We start from the raw sequence: 17788 nt of genomic DNA, 5'->3' as shown, positions 1-17788 counted from the left end.
AATTTTGTTCCATTAATTACAATCACCAACATTATGAAATTTAAAAAATTAGGAAACACAGGAGAACAGTTATCTGCTATCGGATTGGGATGCATGGGGATGAGTTTTGCATATGGTCCCGCAGATGAACAGGAAAGCATCAATACTTTGCACAAAGCATTGGATTTAGGCGTTAACTTTTGGGATACAGCCGATATGTATGCTAACGGAGAGAACGAAAAATTGATTTCTAAAGTATTGGTACCGAATCGCGACAAGATTTTTATTGCTACTAAATTCGGATTCAGGTTTAAAGATGGTAAAGCAAGCCACAGTGGAGCTCCTGGAACTTATTTTGACGGTTCCCCGGAATGGATCAAACAGGCTGTTGACTTAAGCCTTCAGAGACTGAAAATAGATACCATTGATCTTTATTACGCACACAGAGTAGACCCGAATGTTCCTGTTGAAGAAACAGTTGGAGCTATGGCTGATTTGGTGAAAGCAGGTAAAGTGAGATATTTGGGATTGTCGGAAGCTTCTGCGGAATCTATCAGAAAAGCCAATAAGATACATCCAATTGCCGCTTTACAATCTGAATATTCTATCCTGACCAAAGATGTGGAAAAAGAAATCTTACCGACTATCAGAGAACTTGGAATTTCATTAGTCCCTTATTCTCCATTGGCAAGAGGACTTTTTGCAAACATCAATGAAGTTCAGAATTTCGGGGATGATGACTTCAGAAAATCTCTGCCTCGCTATCAGCAGGAATACCTTGAGAATAACAGAAACCTGGCTAAAGAATTTAATGATTTTGCAGCTTCCAAAGGCGTAAAAGGAACTCAACTAGCTTTAGCGTGGGTATTGAATCAGGGGGATGATATCATTCCGATTCCGGGAACGAAACGTATCAAATACCTGGAAGAAAATATTCAGGCTATCAATATTGAGCTATCCCAATCTGATCTGGATACCATAGATGCTCTTCTAAAAAAATATCCGAATGTAGGAGAAAGATATACGGAAGGTTCTATGAAGCTGGTTAATAATTAAACTGATATATATGATCTGGGCTTTTGAATTTCAAGGCTCAGATTTTTTAAAAAGATGAAAAGATAAATGAGGACTCTTAAAGAAAAAAACAAATTTATTGCCACTATACTGGCTTTTGCTGTTATTCCTATATCCGGTTTGGCAACGGATATTTACCTGCCTTCGATGCCGAGTATGGCAACGGAATTCAATCTTCCGGAAAGCAGTATCCAGCTTACCTTATCCATATTTCTGATCAGTTATGGGCTCACTCAATTCTTTGCCGGAAGTATCGCTGATTCCTTTGGAAGATACAGGATTTCCCTGATCTCTATGGCATTATTTGTCGTGAGTTTTTTAATTACGGTGTCTACTGACAATATTATGGTGATTTATGCGATGCGGGTTTGTCAGGGAGCTTTATCGGGGCTTGCGGTCGTTTCCAAACGTGCATTTTTTGTTGATGTTTATGAAGGTGAGCAACGTAAGCATTATTTAAGTATCATGACAATTGTCTGGTCGGTTGGACCTATCATTGCCCCATTTATCGGTGGATATCTCCAGAAGCATTTCGGATGGCAGTCTAATTTTTATGTTTTAGCCGGATACAGCTTATTGATATTGATTCTAGAATTGATATTCTCAGGAGAAACTTTAAAAACAAAAAATCCTTTTCATATTAGTTTTCTATTGAAGGAATATGAAAGGATGTTTAAAACCAAAGATTTCTTCTATGGGATGCTGATGTGTGGATTAAGCTATGCAATGGTCATTTTTTTCAATCTTTGCGGGGCTTTCATTATTGAACATAAAATGGGTTATTCCGAGGTCATCGCTGGTTATGCTTCCCTGATTTTAGGATTTGCCTGGATGGTAGGAGGTTTTTTAGGAAAAGCATTGATCAATAAAGCATTCCTGCCTAAGATACGATATGCTAATTTCATTCAGCTGGCATTGATTGTTCTGATGTTTGCGGCATCCTATTTTACAAGCAATCTTTATAGTTTGGTGGCATTTGCATTTGCCATTCACATTACGGCAGGATTTATCTTTAATAATTATTTTGCCTATTGTCTGGGAAGGTTTCCGGATTCCGCAGGTCTTGCAGGAGGTTTAACGGGTGGAGTTGCCTTTATTATTACTTCAGGAATCAGCTATGGAATTGTAGCCCTGATTAAGCCTGAAATTCAGTTGCAGGTAGCCGAAGGATATTTCATATTGGGAATTTTGGGACTCTTTATTTTAAGCATGATCAAAATCAGAAAAGCACATATTTAAACGATGAACAGAAGAGAACTTTTAAAAAACGGATTGTTGGCAGGAGCACTAAGCATTGCTCCTTTTTCAGGAGTTTTTGCTGCAGCCAATGAAAGAAAATATTCAGAACCTGAAAATGATCTTTCAGGATTCAAAAAAATCCGTCTTGGGGAATTGGAATTATTCATCCTGACAGACGGGTATATTCATGAGCAGAATTTAAAATCTTTTGCTCCGAGAGGAAATCTGGCGAAAATGAAAACTATTCTTAAAGAGAATTTCCGATCTGAAGACTTTATCGACATGGCTATGAATATTCTTTTAATTAAAACAAAAGATAAACTGGTCTTACTGGATACAGGAATGGGAATCTTTGCCGATGAAAGAACCGGCTTTCTCTTGAGAAGCCTTCAGAAAGCAGGATTTACAGCGGGAGATGTTACGGATGTTTTTATTTCGCACGCTCATCCCGATCATATTGGCGGTGTAGTGGATAAGCAGAATAAACTGGTGTTTCCCAATGCCCATCTTTTTATTTCAAAAATTGAATATGATTTTTGGTTGAAGGCTACTATTAAGGATTTCAGCAACAGTGCTTTGAAGGAGCAGCCGGAATTTCTTAACCAGATTATTCCTGCTATTCAGAATATTCTGAAAACCATACAGCCTAAACTGAAATTTTTTGATCTGAATAAAAGTTTGTACGATCATTTCAGTTTTCAGTTAGCTCCGGGACATACACCCGGATTAACGGTGATGACGATTTCTTCCGGAAAAGAAAAGCTGATTTATATTGCTGATCTTATCCATTCCGATGTGATTCTGTTTCCGCATCCGGATTGGGGATATTTTGGGGATACAGATCTGGATATTGCTGCCCAATCCAGAATACAGCTACTTCAGCAATTAGCAGAGTCAAAAGCCAGAGCTTTTGCGTATCATTTGCCATGGCCCGGATTAGGCTTTACCCAAAAGAAAACCAAAGGATTCGAATGGTTCCCGGAAAGCTTTATGACCCCTTAATAATTACACTTATATTTTCTACTCATAATTTTCTACAATGAAACCTCTCATTTTTGAGAGGTTTTGTTATCTATTGTAATAAATAATAATCCAAAATGTTATAAAGCTTTTATACTGGAATAAAAAGACAACAAAAAAAGCCCCTTTTATGGGGCTTTTTACATTTATTATTTTTAAAACTTAAATTCCGTCAATGATTTCATTTAAAACTGTACTAGGTCTCATAGCCGCATACGTTTTGTAAGTATCTGATTTATAATAACCTCCGATATCCTGAGGTTTACCTTGTGCTCCGATTAATTCTGCATTAATAACAGCTTCGTTTTCCTGCATTGCTTTTGCAATTGGGGCAAATTGTGCTGCTAATTCAGCATCAGCAGTTTGATTAGCCAATGCTTCAGCCCAATACATAGCCAGGTAGAAGTGAGAACCCCTGTTATCGATTTGTCCAATCTTTCTTGCAGGAGATTTATCGGTAGCTAAGAATTTAGCATTCGCTTCATCTAATGCATCCGCTAACACTTGAGATTTAGTATTTCCCTGAGTCTGAGCTAAATGTTCCAAAGAAGCCTGAAGGGCTAAGAACTCTCCTAAAGAATCCCATCTTAAATAACCTTCTTCAATAAACTGTTCGATGTGTTTTGGTGCAGAACCTCCTGCTCCTGTTTCAAATAAACCACCACCATTCATCAATGGAACGATAGAAAGCATTTTAGCAGAAGTTCCCAGCTCAAGGATTGGGAAAAGATCTGTTAAATAATCTCTCAATACGTTTCCGGAAACAGAGATCGTATCTTTACCTTCTCTTGCTCTTTTCAACGTTTCAGTCATCGCGTCTTTTACATCAAGAATTCTGATGTCAAGCCCTGTAGTATCGTGGTCTTTAAGATATTTTTCTACTTTTTTGATGATCTCTCTGTCGTGTGCTCTTCCTTTGTCTAGCCAGAAAATAGCCGGAGTATCAGACAGTCTTGATCTGTTTACTGCTAATTTCACCCAATCCTGGATCGGTGCATCTTTGGTCTGACACATTCTGAAGATATCATCTTTTTCTACTTTCTGAGAAAGAAGGATGTTTCCTGCTTCGTCCTGAACTTCAATAGTTCCTTCGGCCGTAGCCTGGAACGTTTTGTCATGAGAACCATATTCTTCAGCTTTCTGAGCCATTAATCCAACATTCGGAACAGAACCCATTGTTGTAGGATCTAGTTTTCCGTGAGCTTTCATATCATCAATGACAGACTGGTAGAAACCTGCATAAGAACGGTCCGGAATGATACAAACAGTATCTTCTTCATTTCCGTCTTTGTTCCACATTTTTCCTCCGCCTCTTACCAAAGCAGCCATAGATGCATCAACAATAATGTCAGAAGGAACATGGAAATTAGTAATTCCTTTATCAGAATTTACCATTGCTACTCTTGGTCCGTTTGCTAAAGCCGCTTCAATATCGGCTTTGATATCAGCTTCCTGAGCATTTCCTTTGATTTTTTCGAAAAGATCAGCAAGACCGTTATTAGGATTAATGTCTAAAGACTTGAAAGTCTCCGCATATTTTGTAAATACATTTTTAAAGTAAGTTTCTACGATAGCCCCGAAAATAATAGGGTCAGAGATCTTCATCATCGTAGCTTTTAAGTGAGCGGAAAGAAGTACATTTCTGTTTTTAGCCTCATCAATAGCCTGCTGAACAAAAGATTTCAAAGCTTTTAAGTTCATTACAGAAGAATCAATCACTTCTCCTGCCTGAAGAGCTGCAAAATCTTTCAATACGGTTTCAGAACCATCGTTACCTTTGAATACAATTCTGAATTTCGTTGCGTTTTCTACTGTAGTTGACGTTTCAGTTCCGTAGAAATCTCCACTGTTCATGTGAGCAACATCTGTTTTGCTGTCAGAAGCCCAGTCACCCATTCTGTGTGGGTTTGCTTTAGCATAATTTTTAACAGCTTTTGGAGCACGTCTGTCAGAATTACCTTCTCTCAACACAGGATTTACAGCACTACCCAATACTTTGGCATATTTAGCTTTGATCGCTTTTTCTTCATCATTTTTAGGCTCTGCCGGATAATTAGGAACTGCGAAACCTTTAGCCTGTAATTCAGCAATTGCTTCATCTAACTGAGGAACAGAAGCCGAAATATTAGGTAATTTAATGATATTCGCATCAGGCTGAGTAGCCAATTGACCTAATTCAGCCAAAGCATCTCCAATTTTCTGATCATCTTTTAAGAATTCAGGAAAGTTCGCTAGAATCCTTCCAGCCAAAGAAATATCCGGAACAGCAATTTCAATATCTGCTGATTTTGTAAAAGCCTTTACGATAGGTAAAAACGAGTGTGTAGCCAGCATTGGAGCCTCATCCGTTAATGTGTAGTAGATTTTTGATTTTTCTGACATTATACTGTTATTTATTATTTGAAATTTTAAGTCCCACAAATTTAGTTAAAATTTAATTTTTTTAAATTAATACTCAGGAAGTTTTTGCACTTTAAGAATTATTTAACCATTATTTGAGCAGAAATGCGTGTAATTTGAGTAAATTTGATAAACTAAAAAAACAAAGTTTATGTCAACTACTATTACTTTAAAAGGAAATGAAGTACACACTATAGGAGTTCTTCCATCTGTAGGAATTACAGTAAGAGATTTTGCATTGGTAGATTCCAATCTGCATGTAAAAACACTGCAGGATTTCGACGGGAAGAAAAAAGTCTTCAATATTTTTCCAAGTATAGATACAGGAATTTGTGCGGCTTCTGCAAGAAAGTTCAATGAAGAAGCTTCAAAACTGCACAATACCGTTGTAATTAACGTTTCAAAAGATTTACCTTTTGCCTTAGGAAGATTCTGTGCTGCAGAAGGACTGAATAATGTTGAAACACTTTCGGATTTCAGAAGCAGCTTTGGAGATGATTATGAGGTAACTATTACAGATTCTCCAATGAAAGGTCTTTTGAGCAGAGCTGTAATTGTTACTGACGAAAATAATAAAGTAGTTTACACAGAACAGGTTCCTGAAATTACTCAAGAGCCGAATTATGAGGCAGCGATTGCAGCGTTAAAATAAGTAAAACCTACAATGGACGAAAGCCTTGTGAGAATCTTATTTTCGCAAGGCTTTTTCAGCAATATTGATTAATATTCTTTCACACTTATAATCATTTGATGATGACAGCAGAACAGGTTATTCCTATTGTTAGGATTTTCGATTATCAGAAGACCGTTGAATTCTATGTAGACTGGTTAGGCTTTGAAATCGTTTGGGAACATCATTTCGAAGAAAATACTCCGGTTTATATGGAAGTGAAAAAGAACAATATTATTCTTCATTTAAGTGAACATCACGGAGACGGAACTCCCGGAAGCCGGATTTTTATCTTGGGAGAAGGTGTCCCGGAGTATCATAAAGAGCTCTTGGATAAGAAGTACAAATATAACAGGCCAGGTCTTGAAAAAACCTTTTATGATACCGTTTCCTTTACCGTAGATGATCCGTTCGGAAATAAAATCATTTTCAATGAGAAATTTGATGAAGAGAAACATAAAGATTTGGAATTCTATTCAATTCATTGATTTTTACATATACACATCATTCTGAATGAAGCGATAGTGTAGGGAATAGATTATAATATTGAGTCAGATCATAAGATATACAACAATATAAAAGTAATTTCGCCTTTGGCGGAAACAAAAAATGCAATGAAACGTTCAGGAACAGCAGATTTACCCCTTCACTATGGCAAAGTACCGCCATGGTTGTATGAACGTATGTCTGTTCTGGGACTTTCTATTGTTGAAGTCATCTTAATGGATTACGGAAAAGACGAGGTACTCCGCAGGCTGGCTGATCCGTTCTGGTTTCAGAGCTTTGGGGCAGTAATGGGGATGGATTGGCATTCTTCAGGGATCACCACCTCAGTAATGGGGGCTTTAAAACGTTCCATTAATCCTAATGCTCAATCTCTTGGCCTTTACATCTGTGGTGGAAAAGGTAAATTCTCCAGAGATACTCCTTCGGAACTGATTCAAATTGCAGATAAAACCGGTTTGAACGGAACAGAATTAGTGAAAGCAAGCAAACTTTCTGCAAAAGTGGATAATACAGCTATTCATGATGGTTATCAATTGTATCTCCACAACTTTATTTTAGCAGATAATGGAAATTGGAGCGTAGTTCAACAGGGAATGCATGAATCCGATGGAACAGCGAGACGGTATCACTGGCACTCCGAAAATATAAAATCTTTTGTTGAAGAACCCCATACGGGAATTAACGGGGTTTTCAGAGGACAAATTCTCAACCTCACGGCTGCGGAAGCTTCCGATAATAGGAAAGGAATTGTTGAAATTTCCCATACGGATTCCGCAAAGATCATGAGCGATTTTTCAAGATTGATTCTTCCTAATCATCATGATGTACAGGCTTCAGATGTTGATTTGAAAAGACTGGGAGCGCTTTTATATGTAACCCGAGAACAGCAACCGCAAAATTTTGAAGATCTATTGATGTTGGAAGGAGTAGGACCAAGAACCATGCAGTCTCTGGCTTTGGTAAGTGAAGTGATTCATGGCGCGCCGTCCAGGTTTACGGATCCTGCAAGGTTTTCCTTCGCTCACGGAGGAAAGGACGGACACCCTTTTCCGGTTCCTACCAAAGTATATGACGAAAGCATACATATTCTCAAAAAAGGAATTGAAAAATCCAAACTGGGAAATGCCGATAAGCTAAAAACTTTAAATAAGCTGCATGAAGTAATCACAACCGCTGAAAAAAACTTTACCCCGGATTTTGATATTCAACAGGTTATTGAAGAAGAAAGACAAAACTCTTGGCGATTCGGAGGGAAAACTGTTTTTGGAGATGCTCAGAAACCTGGAAGTTCCAAGCCGATACAGTTGTCTTTATTTTAAGATATCTTATTAAATAGTTAAAAAAAATAATTTCTTGTATTGAATGCAAGAAAAATTTTATTTTTAAGATCCTAAAAACAGCTAGCCAAATGAGTTATAAAGCCCTGGAAATTTCTTATGATTTTCCGTTTTTCCTGCCCGAGGAGCTTGATGAGATATTTAAAGCTCATGAAAAAGTTCAATTCCAGAAAGGAGATTTTATCCTCGAAGAAGGAAAAACTGCGAATGAATACTATATCATAGAAAACGGATTGGCTCGCTCATTTGTTAATGACTTCAATGGAAATGAGGTAACCACCCATTTTTTTATCGACAATGAAGTTGTAATTGAGGTATCATCACTTTTCCAAAGAATTCCTACCCAGGAAAATATTGTGTGCATCACAGATTGCGAATGCTGGAGACTGGATTTCGAAGTATTTCAGGATCTTTTCCATAAAATCCCGAACCTTAGAGAATGGGGAAGATCATGGATGTCTCAACAGCTTTTTGCTTATAAACAACGTTCTGTTGAAATGTTTACCCTTTCTGCCACCAAACGTTATCTCAATCTGCTGGAACAAAAATCACAGGTGGTACAATATGCTCCGCTGAAGCAAATCGCTTCCTATCTTGGTGTTACAGATACTTCCTTAAGCAGAATCCGGAAAGAATTGGTTTCCCATCCGAAGAAAATTTAAATCTTGTCTTATGGCAAGTTGATTTTCATACCGACTTGGTAATTTTGGTTAAAAGTTTAACACTAAAAATTACAAAATGAAAATCAGCCAAATTTATGTCAACCTTCCGGTAAAAGATATCCAGAAAACAAGAGAGTTCTGGACGAACCTCGGCTTTTCCATTAATGAGCAGTTTTCCGATGATAAGGCGGCCTGTGTCATCATGAATGATGATATCTACGTGATGTTCTTAACAGAAGAGTATTTCCAGACTTTTTCCCATAAGCCCGTTCCTAAAGGAGATACCGCGCAGGTTCTTGTAGCCATTGGGCTTAACAGCCGTGAGGAAGTCGATACTGTTGTGAATACAGCCTTGAAAAACGGAGGAACACAGGACGAAGAACCGCAAGACTACGGATGGATGTACCAGAATTCTTTTTGGGATATCAATGGACACGGCTGGAATGTAACCTTTGCGGATATATCTCAGTTTCCGTCAGAATAAATCAACAAATTATAACCACTAAAATATAAAATATGGAAACAATAGCAAACGATATTGAAATCATAAAAATACAGGCAGTCAGCAACTATAAAGTGATTTCTATGAATCTTGAGGGTATTACCCATGAAGAATCCATGATTTTTCCAAACGGAGATGCCAATTGTATGAACTGGATTTTAGGGCACATGATCTACATAAGAAATGCTTTCCTGAATATTCTGGGTGAAGAATCTGTTTGGGATAATGAAAAATTCTCAGCATATAACAGAGGAGAAATTCCTTTGAACAGAAAAGATGAGTTAATAAACTTCGAAGAGTTGAAATCCTATTTAAAAGACTCTCAGGATAAACTGGAATCAGCTTTCAATAAACTTGAAAAAATTGATCATGAAAACGTCAATGATCTTGCCATTCTATCTTTTCATGAAGCGTATCATAGCGGGCAAATCGGATATCTTAGAAGAATTCTCGGAAAACCGGGAGTCATAAAATAGATTTAATATCTGTGTAATCTGCTCAAGCAACGATAAAAACGATAAAATCAATAACCATGGAAAACTCATTTTCAATACTTCATAATCTTGAAGTCAACGCAACCCTGGAGAATGTTTTCCAGATGTTTTCCGTTCCCGAATTTTTAAATGAATGGTGGACCCACTATTGTCAGGGAACTCCAGAACCAGACTCAGAATACACCTTTGAGTTTTCGGAAGAATATATCTGGAAGGGAAAGATTTCGAAGCTCAATCCTCCTTTTGAAATTGAATACGTAATGACGGAGGCAGATAAAGACTGGTTAGGAACACAGGTTGGATGTATTCTTAAAGAAACAAAAAACGGCACCCGCATAAGCTTTTATCATTCGGGGTGGAAATCAACCAATGACCATTTCCGGCAAACCTCTTTCTGTTGGGCCATGTATTTAAGAATTCTGAAAAGATTTGTAGAAGAAGGACTTCATGTTCCTTATGCTGAACGGGACGACTTTTAAACAATTAAAACAATCAATCAAATGGACACCCCAAAATCAAAAAAATTAGAAATCATTATTCCGGCCTTTCGAGGACACAGCCAGAGTTTCTTGTTGGTTCTCGACGGAATATCAGAAGAAGATGCATTAAAAAGAATAGAAGGAAGAACCAATCATGTCATTTGGATGGTGGGGAACTTTCTGGATATGCGTTATGCAATGGGAAGCATTCTTGGACTCAATGAAGAGTTTCAGTATAAAGATTTTTTCTTCCAGGGAAAAGCATTGGATAAAAACCTGAATTATCCTTCTCTGCAACAGCTTAAAGAAGAGTTTCATAAAATTTCACCGCTTGTATATCAGAAATTGCTTGAAGTTTCCGATGAAGAGCTTGAAAAACCTTTTCCAATGGGAATGAACATTGATTTTTTCCCAGAAACTGCTTTAAACTTTATAGGAATGTGTATTGGACGTGAGGATTACCTTTCCGGGCAAATGGGACTGATGCGTAGAATCCTCGGATACGAGGGAATGAAATACGATTTTGATAAAGATCTTAAATATTAATCAATGACGCCGAAAGAAAAAGGATATAAAACAGTGAACGGGATCCAGATGTATTATGAAATATATGGCTCCGGAAAACCTTTGGTGCTGATTCATGGAGGAGGATCATCCATTCTGTTTGATTTCAAAGAAGTGATTGCAAGGCTTGAAGACCGATTTCGGCTTATCGGGATTGATCTTCAAAACCACGGAATGACAGAACATAGAGACATTCCGGAAACTTTTGAGCAGGATGCTCATGATGTAGCGGCGCTTTTAAAAGAAATTAATATTCATAAAGCCTCATTCTGGGGATTCAGCAACGGCGGCAATACAGTAATGCAGATTGCCCATCTCTATCCTGACCTGGTGGAAAAGCTGATCGTAGCTTCGGCTTTTTTCAAAAGAAGCGGAATGATAGAAGGTTTTTTTGAAGGAATGCAGGAAGCCACACTGGAAATAATGCCTGAACCGCTTAAAATTAATTTTTTAAACCTAAACCCGGACTTCTCAAAGCTCGAAAATCTCTTTGATAAAGACAGCAAGAGAATGCAGACTTTTGAAGACTGGAGTGAAGATATTTTAAAGGGTATCCAATCACCAACGTTATTGATCACAGGAGATAAAGATGTTATGAAGCCGGAACATACCGTAGAAATGTGGCGTTTGATCCCTGATTCACAATTAATGATCCTGCCTGCAACTCACGGTTCTTATATGATGGCAGATTTTGAGGGAAATACAGATCAAAACCTGATCAGCTTTACAACATCAGAAGTGGAAAAATTCTTACACCATTAAAATTAAAGAAACAATAACTTTTAAAAATAAAAATCATGGCTAAATTAAATCCATACCTCAATTTTGACGGGAAAGCAGAAGAAGCTTTCAATTTTTACAAATCTGTTTTCGGAGGTGAATTCGCAGGTGAAGTTCATAAAATGGGAAATGCTCCCGGAACAGAAAACCTTTCTGAAGAAGAAAAAAACAGAGTAATGCATATTGCCCTTCCCATCGGAAACGATCTTTTAATGGCTTCAGATATTGTTCCGTCGTTTGGACAGAAGCTTAACGTAGGAAATAATAATTATGTTTCCATTTTCCCTGAATCCAGGGAAGAAGCAGACAGGCTTTTCAAAGGCCTTTCAGAAGGCGGGAATATAGAAATGCCGATCGAAGATCAGTTCTGGGGCGACTATTTCGGAAGCTTCCAGGACAAATACGGAGTTCATTGGATGGTGAACTATAATGAAGAATACACAAAATAATCTTATATTTAACTAATTATAAACGGGTGGCCAAATGTTGCTTTGGCTGCCCTTTCACACCACATTAAAAATTAAATGATATGGAACCTATTAAAATTGACATCACTATTTTAGAACCTGTTCAGAAGGTTTGGGATTATTACAATACTCCTAAACATATCACCAAATGGAATTTTGCTCACGAATCATGGCAATGTCCAAGCTCCGAAAATGATTTAAGAGTCGGAGGAAAATTTAAAAACAGAATGGAAGCTAAGGATGGAAGTTTTGGATTTGATTTTGAGGGAGTTTATGATGAGGTGATCCCTAATGAGAAAATAAAATATCATATGGAAGATGGAAGAAATGTAGAAATAAACTTTGATAAAGTGGATGAAAATACGACCAAAGTCCGTATAGAGTTCGATTCGGAAAAGCAAAACTCCGTGGAAATGCAAAGAGACGGATGGTATGCCATTCTCAATAATTTCCATAAATATGTAGAGAACCACTAAAAAACTTCCTAAGACCATGCTCAATTTAGTGATAATGGCAAGATGTCTCAATTCCGTTTGTACAGATCATCGCACTGTCAAAGGGGATTTTCTCAAGGGGATTATTGCAATGCCCGCAAGAAGAGCTTTGGAAAAAGAGAAAATAGATTCCCTGGAAAAGCTTTCCGACTATTCTGAAGAAGAGATCATGAGCCTTCATGGTTTTGGGAAAAATACCATGGATAAGCTTAAGAATCATATGAATGAATATAAAGTCTCCTTTAAAAATGAAAATTTCGAGATTGAATCCTGATGATTCTGAAAAACTGAGACTTCTTGAAAAATTATATGTGGAGGTCTTTGAAGTGAAAAACTCACAGAATCCGGGATTGGAATATTTCAAGAACCTTTTAAAGAACGACAATTTCATCTACCTTATTGCCGAAAACGAATATGAAATCATAGGTGGATTGACGGCTTATCTCATGCCTTCACTTCATGGCCATCTGGAAGTCTATGTTTATGACCTGGCAGTTAAAAACAATTTTCAGAGAAAAGGAATCGGAACGTTATTGATGCAGAAAATATTTGAAATTTCTAAAAATCTGGATGCGGCAGAAGTTTTTCTTCAGGCAGATAATGTAGATGAGCATGCTTTACGCTTCTATAGGAAACTCAAAGGAATTCCGGAAGAAGATATAACCAATTTTTCGTACAAATTATAAACATTAAAACTATGAATAATGATATTTTCCCGTGTCTCTGGTATGACGGAGATGCAAAACAATCGGCAGACTTTTATTGCCAGGTATTCAACGGAAAAATTACCGCAGATACCCCTGTTGTATTGAATATTGAATTGTTTGGTCAAAAGCTGATGCTGCTGAACGGAGGCCCGCATTTCCAGAAGAATGCTTCCGTTTCTTTTATGGTCATCTGTGAAACTGAAGATGAGGTCCAAAAATACTGGGATCAGCTACTGGAGGGCGGGATGGCTTTAATGCCGTTAGATTCTTATCCATGGAGTAAAAAATACGGCTGGGTTCGAGATCAGTATGGAGTTACGTGGCAGCTGTTCCTGGGAGAAAAAGCAAGCGATCAGAAAATTATTCCTACCCTAATGTTCATCCACCAAAATAATGGAAAAGCTATGGAAGCAATGGAATTCTATACGCAGACGTTCCCGAACTCAAGTATTGGAAATGTATTGAAATACAAAGATGGCGGAGAAGCGGGAGAAGTTCCCGAAAATATTCAGCATGCCCATTTTATTATTGATGGATATGACTTATTCTGCATGGATAATTCGTATGATCACCAGTTTGACTTCAATGAAGGAATCTCTATGGTCATCATGACAGATGATCAGGAGGAAACGGATCACCTGTGGAATACCCTTATTTCAGGAGGTGGAAGAGAGAGCATGTGTGGATGGTTGAAAGATAAGTATGGTTTTAGCTGGCAGATCGTTCCTAAAAGATTAATTCAGTTAATGAATGATTCCGATCAGGAAAAAGCACAGAAAGTGGTACAGGCGATGATGAAAATGCAGAAAATTATTATAAAAGATTTAGAAGAAGCTTATCATTCTTAAACACTGTTTCGGCTTGCTGTTTGATGTATTTAGAGAAAGATTTGCTTATGAAAACACAGAACAAGTCACAATCTAAATCAAAAGTCCCCAAAGAAGGCCTGTTTCCGGAGATCATCCGTGAAAACTATCTTGGAAGCCAAAAATTAGCAGGTAAAAAAGCAATAATAACAGGAGGGGACAGCGGAATAGGGCAGGCTGTTGCCGTTCATTTTGCAAGAGAAGGAGCAGATATAGCCATCATTTACAAAGAAAGTGATGATGATGCGAAAGAAACCCAAAAGCTGGTTGAAAAAGAAGGAGGTGAATGTATTTTATTGAAAGGAGATCTTACCAAAAAAACGTTCAGGACAAAATGCCTGAATACAATCAAAAAAAAGTGGAAAAATCTGGATATCCTGATTAACAATGCCGGAATCCACACTTCCAAGGATACCCTTGAAAAGATTTCCGATGAACAGATTGAAGAAACCTTCCATACCAATATCATTTCAATGATTGCATTGACGCGGGCTTTTTTGCCGTTAATAGGAGAAGGCGGAAGAATTATCTGTACAACATCCGTTACAGCGTATCGCGGAAGCGATCACCTGATTGATTATGCAGCCACCAAAGGAGCTATCCTGTCTTTTATTCGTTCCTTATCTACTAATCTTGCAGAAAAAAAGATACTGGTTAATGGAATTGCACCCGGCCCTATATGGACACCTCTTGTGAAGGAAACATTCGATGATCTTTCAACCTTTGGAAAAGATACTCCGTTAAAACGTGCGGGGCAGCCTTCAGAAGTGGCGCCGGCCTTTGTTTTTCTGGCTTCCGAAGATGCCAATTACATTACGGGAGAAGTCATACACATCAATGGTGGTGATTTTGTAGGAGGATAATGATATATTTGAACCATTCACCTCAATGGTGTATCAACTAATTAAAAATTACAAGATGGAGACATTATCTTTTGAAGTTCAAATAGAAGCAACACCCGAAAAAGTATGGAGCGTACTCTGGAATGACATAAGCTACAGACAATGGACAACTGCTTTTACTGAAGGCTCATTTTATGAAGGAACCCTTGAAGAAGGAACTCTTGTAAAGTTTTTTGATCCTAACAATAATGGTATGTACAGCCGTGTTGAAAAAAACATACCTAATAAAGAAATAAAATTTCTGCATTTGGGTGAAATCTATGACGGTGTGGAGCAGCCACAGGATTGGGGCGAAGCTACAGAGTCTTATATTTTAGAAGAAACAGAATCAGGAACTACTTTAAAAGGAATAATACAAACTCCGGAAGAGTTTAAAGGATTCTTTGAAGATAAATTCCCGAAAGCATTGGGAATTGTTAAAAACCTTTCGGAAAATCAACTGTAAATCTAACTACAAAAAATATTATATATGGAAACATTATCTTACGAAACGGTCATTAATGCTCCCTTGCAAAAAGTATGGGACATTCTTTGGGGCCCGGAAACCTATGGCCGATGGACTCAATTTTTCAGCCCGGACAGTACCGGGTCAAAAATGAAAACAGATTGGAAAGTAGGCGGAAAAACCTATTTCCTCAATGCCAATGATGAAGGGATGGTTTCAACCATAGACAGTTTGGAAGAACCCAACCAGATAGTCTTTAAACATTTGGGGATGGTAAGCAACGGAGTGGAAGATACACAAAGCAAAGAAGTAATGGAGTGGAGCGGGGCTCAGGAAAAATATTTTTTAACAGATCTGGACGGAAAAACAAAACTCCATGTGGAAGTACAGGTAGATAAAGAATGGGAAGAACATATGAATACTGGTTTCATCAAGGGATTGGAAGTAGTGAAAAATCTTGCTGAAAATTCATGAAGCTCTTAGCTATTCTTTTCGGAACTTTTATTCTGGCTTTGCTGGGAACCAAAATTTTTCAGGGAAGCTGGAATTTCTTATTCTCGGGAAATCTGGGAATGGCCGTCTTCATCATTTTTACTGGTTTTTCGCATTTCAAATTTCAGAAAGGAATGGCCATGATGATTCCTGACTTTATTCCGGGCAAAATGTTCTGGGTCTATTTCACAGGAATTATTGAAATAGCCGCTGGAATTGGTTTGATGATTCCATCGATCCGGGAAACAACAGCCATTCTGCTGATTATTTTTTATGTGTTGGTCTTCGTTGCGAATATCAATTCGTCAAAAAAGAACATTAATATATTTAAAGCAAATTACACCGGTCCGGGAATGAAATATCTGTATACGGAAAGAATCCCTATGCAGATTATTTTAATAGCATGGACCTGGTATTTTGGAATATATTTATCTTAAAAATACTGACAAATTTTCAGAGAAATAAAAACGGAAAGTGTTTTGCTTTCCGTTTCTTGTTTTCATTGCTAAACACTCACTTTGTCATTCTGAATGAAGCACAGCAGAATGAAGAATCTCTTGCATAAGATTATTTAGCCGTTAGAAGATTTTTCACTTCGTTCAGAATGACAAGAAAAATAAAAATATTCATTTGATAATAAAAGAGTAGAAAATATTTTAAATTTATTAAAGTAAAATCAAAAGACTGATCGTCATAGCAATATGGAGGTTGTCGAAAAAATAACAATGCCACAGAAGGACAAGGAAAATATCATTGCCCAAACCGTTTCTAAGTACGGAGGAAAGCTGATGTCCTATATTCGTCCCAAAGTGAAAAACACCGAAGATGCGGAAGATATTCTGCAGGAAGTGTGGTATCAGTTCAGTAGTCTTACCAATCTTTCCGAGATTGTGAACGTAGGAGGTTGGCTGTACAGGGTTACGGCAAACAAAATTACGGACCGTTACCGTAAAAAGAAAACGGAAAATCTTGAAGATTTTGTATATGAAGATGAGGACGGAGACTTCTCTATCAAAGATATCTTACTGATGGACGAAAGTGCCGGTCCGGAAGTTAAAATGTTTCAGGATGAGATTTGGAAAAAGCTTTTTGAAGCTTTGGAAGAACTTCCGGAAAAACAAAGACTGGTCTACGTTGAAAATGAGCTGAACGACAAAACCCTCCAGGAAATAGCCGATGAACAAGGCGAAAATATCAAGACGATCATCAGCAGAAAAAATTATGCTGTGAAGCATTTAAGAAATAGATTAAGAAAGTTATACGAAGATTTAAACAGTTAGAAAGCAAATATTATGAATCATAAACACAAAAAAGGTTGGATTTTTTTAATTCTTTGTCCACCATTGATTTTTCTGGGCGTTACCTGGATTGTAATGTGGCTTTGGAATGCCTTGCTTCCTGAAATTCTAGGTGCGAAATCCATTACATTCTGGCAAGCCATGGGAGTATTGGTTTTAAGCAAAATTCTTTTCGGAGGATTCCACGGGAAATTCGAAAGGGGAGTGAGAGGCTTCAAAGAAAGAAAAATGAGAGAAAAAATGATGAACCTGTCTCCTGAAGAAAGAGAGAAATTCAAGGAAGTATGGAGAAGCAGATGCGAAAGCGGATTCTTCAACAGACATAAAAAAACAAACGAATAATTAGAATTTTTAAAAGAAGTAGTAAAGTAAAATTAGAATTCATTCGTCTATATAAAAAAACAAGAAGT

General features: G+C 37.5%; 24 protein-coding genes. 23 read left to right on the top strand and 1 reads right to left on the bottom strand.

Annotated features, from left to right (window positions below; genetic code table 11):
* The first annotated feature begins 33 nt into the window (after positions 1–33).
* The 3 genes from EGI05_RS04210 to EGI05_RS04200 all read left to right on the top strand — a co-directional run bounded on the left by EGI05_RS04210 (position 34) and on the right by EGI05_RS04200 (position 3294).
* On the top strand, positions 34–1035 hold the full coding sequence (locus tag EGI05_RS04210) for an aldo/keto reductase (protein WP_123261804.1): 1002 nt from the start codon (positions 34–36) through the stop codon (positions 1033–1035).
* Between the two features lie 66 nt (positions 1036–1101).
* Positions 1102–2292 carry an MFS transporter gene (locus tag EGI05_RS04205; protein WP_123261803.1) on the top strand — a complete coding sequence of 397 codons (1191 nt, stop codon included), beginning with the start codon at positions 1102–1104 and terminating at the stop codon, positions 2290–2292.
* 3 nt (positions 2293–2295) lie between these two features.
* A complete protein-coding gene (locus EGI05_RS04200; RefSeq protein ID WP_123261802.1) occupies positions 2296–3294 on the top strand; it encodes an MBL fold metallo-hydrolase in 999 nt (332 codons plus the stop codon).
* Positions 3295–3474: 180 nt separating this feature from the next.
* Here the strand turns inward: EGI05_RS04200 and EGI05_RS04195 are convergent, their stop codons facing one another.
* The gene (locus tag EGI05_RS04195; protein WP_123261801.1) at positions 3475–5694 is read right to left on the bottom strand and encodes an NADP-dependent isocitrate dehydrogenase; all 2220 of its coding nucleotides are present in this window, start codon (positions 5692–5694) and stop codon (positions 3475–3477) included.
* A 169-nt stretch (positions 5695–5863) separates the two neighbouring features.
* On the opposite strand from EGI05_RS04195, the gene tpx reads away from it, so the two are divergent.
* The 20 genes from tpx to EGI05_RS04095 all read left to right on the top strand — a co-directional run bounded on the left by tpx (position 5864) and on the right by EGI05_RS04095 (position 17720).
* Positions 5864–6364 carry a thiol peroxidase gene (gene tpx, locus EGI05_RS04190; RefSeq protein WP_123261800.1) on the top strand — a complete coding sequence of 167 codons (501 nt, stop codon included), beginning with the start codon at positions 5864–5866 and terminating at the stop codon, positions 6362–6364.
* Positions 6365–6462: 98 nt separating this feature from the next.
* A complete protein-coding gene (locus tag EGI05_RS04185; protein ID WP_228428543.1) occupies positions 6463–6870 on the top strand; it encodes a glyoxalase superfamily protein in 408 nt (135 codons plus the stop codon).
* Positions 6871–6996: 126 nt separating this feature from the next.
* The gene (locus EGI05_RS04180; protein WP_123261798.1) at positions 6997–8208 is read left to right on the top strand and encodes a DUF763 domain-containing protein; all 1212 of its coding nucleotides are present in this window, start codon (positions 6997–6999) and stop codon (positions 8206–8208) included.
* An 89-nt stretch (positions 8209–8297) separates the two neighbouring features.
* The gene (locus EGI05_RS04175) at positions 8298–8888 is read left to right on the top strand and encodes a Crp/Fnr family transcriptional regulator (protein ID WP_123261797.1); all 591 of its coding nucleotides are present in this window, start codon (positions 8298–8300) and stop codon (positions 8886–8888) included.
* 76 nt (positions 8889–8964) lie between these two features.
* Complete coding sequence (locus EGI05_RS04170; protein WP_123261796.1) at positions 8965–9372, top strand: VOC family protein; 408 nt, start codon at positions 8965–8967, stop codon at positions 9370–9372.
* A 32-nt stretch (positions 9373–9404) separates the two neighbouring features.
* Positions 9405–9866 carry a hypothetical protein gene (locus EGI05_RS04165; protein WP_123261795.1) on the top strand — a complete coding sequence of 154 codons (462 nt, stop codon included), beginning with the start codon at positions 9405–9407 and terminating at the stop codon, positions 9864–9866.
* A 56-nt stretch (positions 9867–9922) separates the two neighbouring features.
* A complete protein-coding gene (locus EGI05_RS04160) occupies positions 9923–10363 on the top strand; it encodes an SRPBCC family protein (protein ID WP_123261794.1) in 441 nt (146 codons plus the stop codon).
* 21 nt (positions 10364–10384) lie between these two features.
* On the top strand, positions 10385–10909 hold the full coding sequence (locus tag EGI05_RS04155; RefSeq protein ID WP_123261793.1) for a DinB family protein: 525 nt from the start codon (positions 10385–10387) through the stop codon (positions 10907–10909).
* A 3-nt stretch (positions 10910–10912) separates the two neighbouring features.
* A complete protein-coding gene (locus EGI05_RS04150; protein ID WP_123261792.1) occupies positions 10913–11689 on the top strand; it encodes an alpha/beta fold hydrolase in 777 nt (258 codons plus the stop codon).
* Between the two features lie 35 nt (positions 11690–11724).
* A complete protein-coding gene (locus EGI05_RS04145) occupies positions 11725–12156 on the top strand; it encodes a VOC family protein (RefSeq protein ID WP_123261791.1) in 432 nt (143 codons plus the stop codon).
* A gap of 80 nt (positions 12157–12236) precedes the next feature.
* The gene (locus EGI05_RS04140) at positions 12237–12650 is read left to right on the top strand and encodes an SRPBCC family protein (RefSeq protein ID WP_123261790.1); all 414 of its coding nucleotides are present in this window, start codon (positions 12237–12239) and stop codon (positions 12648–12650) included.
* Between the two features lie 34 nt (positions 12651–12684).
* Positions 12685–12942: a DNA-directed RNA polymerase subunit alpha C-terminal domain-containing protein gene (locus EGI05_RS04135; protein ID WP_228428542.1), complete on the top strand. Its 258-nt coding sequence runs from the start codon at positions 12685–12687 to the stop codon at positions 12940–12942.
* Positions 12917–13354 carry a GNAT family N-acetyltransferase gene (locus EGI05_RS04130; protein WP_166668310.1) on the top strand — a complete coding sequence of 146 codons (438 nt, stop codon included), beginning with the start codon at positions 12917–12919 and terminating at the stop codon, positions 13352–13354. Before EGI05_RS04135 ends, EGI05_RS04130 begins: the two co-directional genes overlap by 26 nt.
* 11 nt (positions 13355–13365) lie before the next feature.
* A complete protein-coding gene (locus EGI05_RS04125; RefSeq protein ID WP_123261787.1) occupies positions 13366–14223 on the top strand; it encodes a VOC family protein in 858 nt (285 codons plus the stop codon).
* A 47-nt stretch (positions 14224–14270) separates the two neighbouring features.
* On the top strand, positions 14271–15104 hold the full coding sequence (locus EGI05_RS04120; RefSeq protein ID WP_123261786.1) for an SDR family oxidoreductase: 834 nt from the start codon (positions 14271–14273) through the stop codon (positions 15102–15104).
* A 55-nt stretch (positions 15105–15159) separates the two neighbouring features.
* Positions 15160–15588, top strand: a complete 429-nt coding sequence (locus EGI05_RS04115) for an SRPBCC family protein (protein WP_123262567.1) — start codon at positions 15160–15162, stop codon at positions 15586–15588.
* Between the two features lie 24 nt (positions 15589–15612).
* A complete protein-coding gene (locus EGI05_RS04110; RefSeq protein WP_123261785.1) occupies positions 15613–16062 on the top strand; it encodes an SRPBCC family protein in 450 nt (149 codons plus the stop codon).
* A complete protein-coding gene (locus tag EGI05_RS04105) occupies positions 16059–16517 on the top strand; it encodes a DoxX family protein (RefSeq protein WP_123261784.1) in 459 nt (152 codons plus the stop codon). The genes EGI05_RS04110 and EGI05_RS04105 overlap by 4 nt, the downstream gene beginning before the upstream one ends.
* 288 nt (positions 16518–16805) lie before the next feature.
* Positions 16806–17360, top strand: a complete 555-nt coding sequence (locus tag EGI05_RS04100; RefSeq protein WP_228428541.1) for an RNA polymerase sigma factor — start codon at positions 16806–16808, stop codon at positions 17358–17360.
* 12 nt (positions 17361–17372) lie between these two features.
* Positions 17373–17720 (top strand): hypothetical protein, encoded by a 348-nt coding sequence (locus tag EGI05_RS04095; protein ID WP_123261782.1) that lies wholly within the window; start codon positions 17373–17375, stop codon positions 17718–17720.
* Positions 17721–17788: the final 68 nt, after the last annotated feature.

Source organism: Chryseobacterium daecheongense, assembly GCF_003729955.1.
GTDB lineage: Bacteria > Bacteroidota > Bacteroidia > Flavobacteriales > Weeksellaceae > Chryseobacterium > Chryseobacterium daecheongense.
Note: the sequence above shows the minus strand (reverse complement) of the source record. Positions and strands in the feature narration are given on the sequence as shown.

Excerpts from the sequence above, each read along its gene's own strand:
- EGI05_RS04165 (WP_123261795.1), top strand. The coding sequence starts at position 9,405 with ATGGAAACAATAGCAAACGATATTGAAATCATAAAAATACAGGCAGTC.
- EGI05_RS04160 (WP_123261794.1), top strand. The coding sequence starts at position 9,923 with ATGGAAAACTCATTTTCAATACTTCATAATCTTGAAGTCAACGCAACC.
- EGI05_RS04125 (WP_123261787.1), top strand. The coding sequence starts at position 13,366 with ATGAATAATGATATTTTCCCGTGTCTCTGGTATGACGGAGATGCAAAA.
- EGI05_RS04110 (WP_123261785.1), top strand. The coding sequence starts at position 15,613 with ATGGAAACATTATCTTACGAAACGGTCATTAATGCTCCCTTGCAAAAA.
- EGI05_RS04195 (WP_123261801.1), bottom strand. The coding sequence starts at position 5,694 with ATGTCAGAAAAATCAAAAATCTACTACACATTAACGGATGAGGCTCCA.
- EGI05_RS04205 (WP_123261803.1), top strand. The coding sequence starts at position 1,102 with ATGAGGACTCTTAAAGAAAAAAACAAATTTATTGCCACTATACTGGCT.
- EGI05_RS04115 (WP_123262567.1), top strand. The coding sequence starts at position 15,160 with ATGGAGACATTATCTTTTGAAGTTCAAATAGAAGCAACACCCGAAAAA.
- EGI05_RS04140 (WP_123261790.1), top strand. The coding sequence starts at position 12,237 with ATGGAACCTATTAAAATTGACATCACTATTTTAGAACCTGTTCAGAAG.
- tpx (WP_123261800.1), top strand. The coding sequence starts at position 5,864 with ATGTCAACTACTATTACTTTAAAAGGAAATGAAGTACACACTATAGGA.
- EGI05_RS04105 (WP_123261784.1), top strand. The coding sequence starts at position 16,059 with ATGAAGCTCTTAGCTATTCTTTTCGGAACTTTTATTCTGGCTTTGCTG.
- EGI05_RS04100 (WP_228428541.1), top strand. The coding sequence starts at position 16,806 with ATGCCACAGAAGGACAAGGAAAATATCATTGCCCAAACCGTTTCTAAG.
- EGI05_RS04210 (WP_123261804.1), top strand. The coding sequence starts at position 34 with ATGAAATTTAAAAAATTAGGAAACACAGGAGAACAGTTATCTGCTATC.
- EGI05_RS04145 (WP_123261791.1), top strand. The coding sequence starts at position 11,725 with ATGGCTAAATTAAATCCATACCTCAATTTTGACGGGAAAGCAGAAGAA.
- EGI05_RS04155 (WP_123261793.1), top strand. The coding sequence starts at position 10,385 with ATGGACACCCCAAAATCAAAAAAATTAGAAATCATTATTCCGGCCTTT.
- EGI05_RS04095 (WP_123261782.1), top strand. The coding sequence starts at position 17,373 with ATGAATCATAAACACAAAAAAGGTTGGATTTTTTTAATTCTTTGTCCA.
- EGI05_RS04175 (WP_123261797.1), top strand. The coding sequence starts at position 8,298 with ATGAGTTATAAAGCCCTGGAAATTTCTTATGATTTTCCGTTTTTCCTG.
- EGI05_RS04135 (WP_228428542.1), top strand. The coding sequence starts at position 12,685 with ATGGCAAGATGTCTCAATTCCGTTTGTACAGATCATCGCACTGTCAAA.
- EGI05_RS04180 (WP_123261798.1), top strand. The coding sequence starts at position 6,997 with ATGAAACGTTCAGGAACAGCAGATTTACCCCTTCACTATGGCAAAGTA.
- EGI05_RS04150 (WP_123261792.1), top strand. The coding sequence starts at position 10,913 with ATGACGCCGAAAGAAAAAGGATATAAAACAGTGAACGGGATCCAGATG.
- EGI05_RS04130 (WP_166668310.1), top strand. The coding sequence starts at position 12,917 with ATGAAAATTTCGAGATTGAATCCTGATGATTCTGAAAAACTGAGACTT.
- EGI05_RS04170 (WP_123261796.1), top strand. The coding sequence starts at position 8,965 with ATGAAAATCAGCCAAATTTATGTCAACCTTCCGGTAAAAGATATCCAG.
- EGI05_RS04185 (WP_228428543.1), top strand. The coding sequence starts at position 6,463 with ATGATGACAGCAGAACAGGTTATTCCTATTGTTAGGATTTTCGATTAT.
- EGI05_RS04120 (WP_123261786.1), top strand. The coding sequence starts at position 14,271 with ATGAAAACACAGAACAAGTCACAATCTAAATCAAAAGTCCCCAAAGAA.
- EGI05_RS04200 (WP_123261802.1), top strand. The coding sequence starts at position 2,296 with ATGAACAGAAGAGAACTTTTAAAAAACGGATTGTTGGCAGGAGCACTA.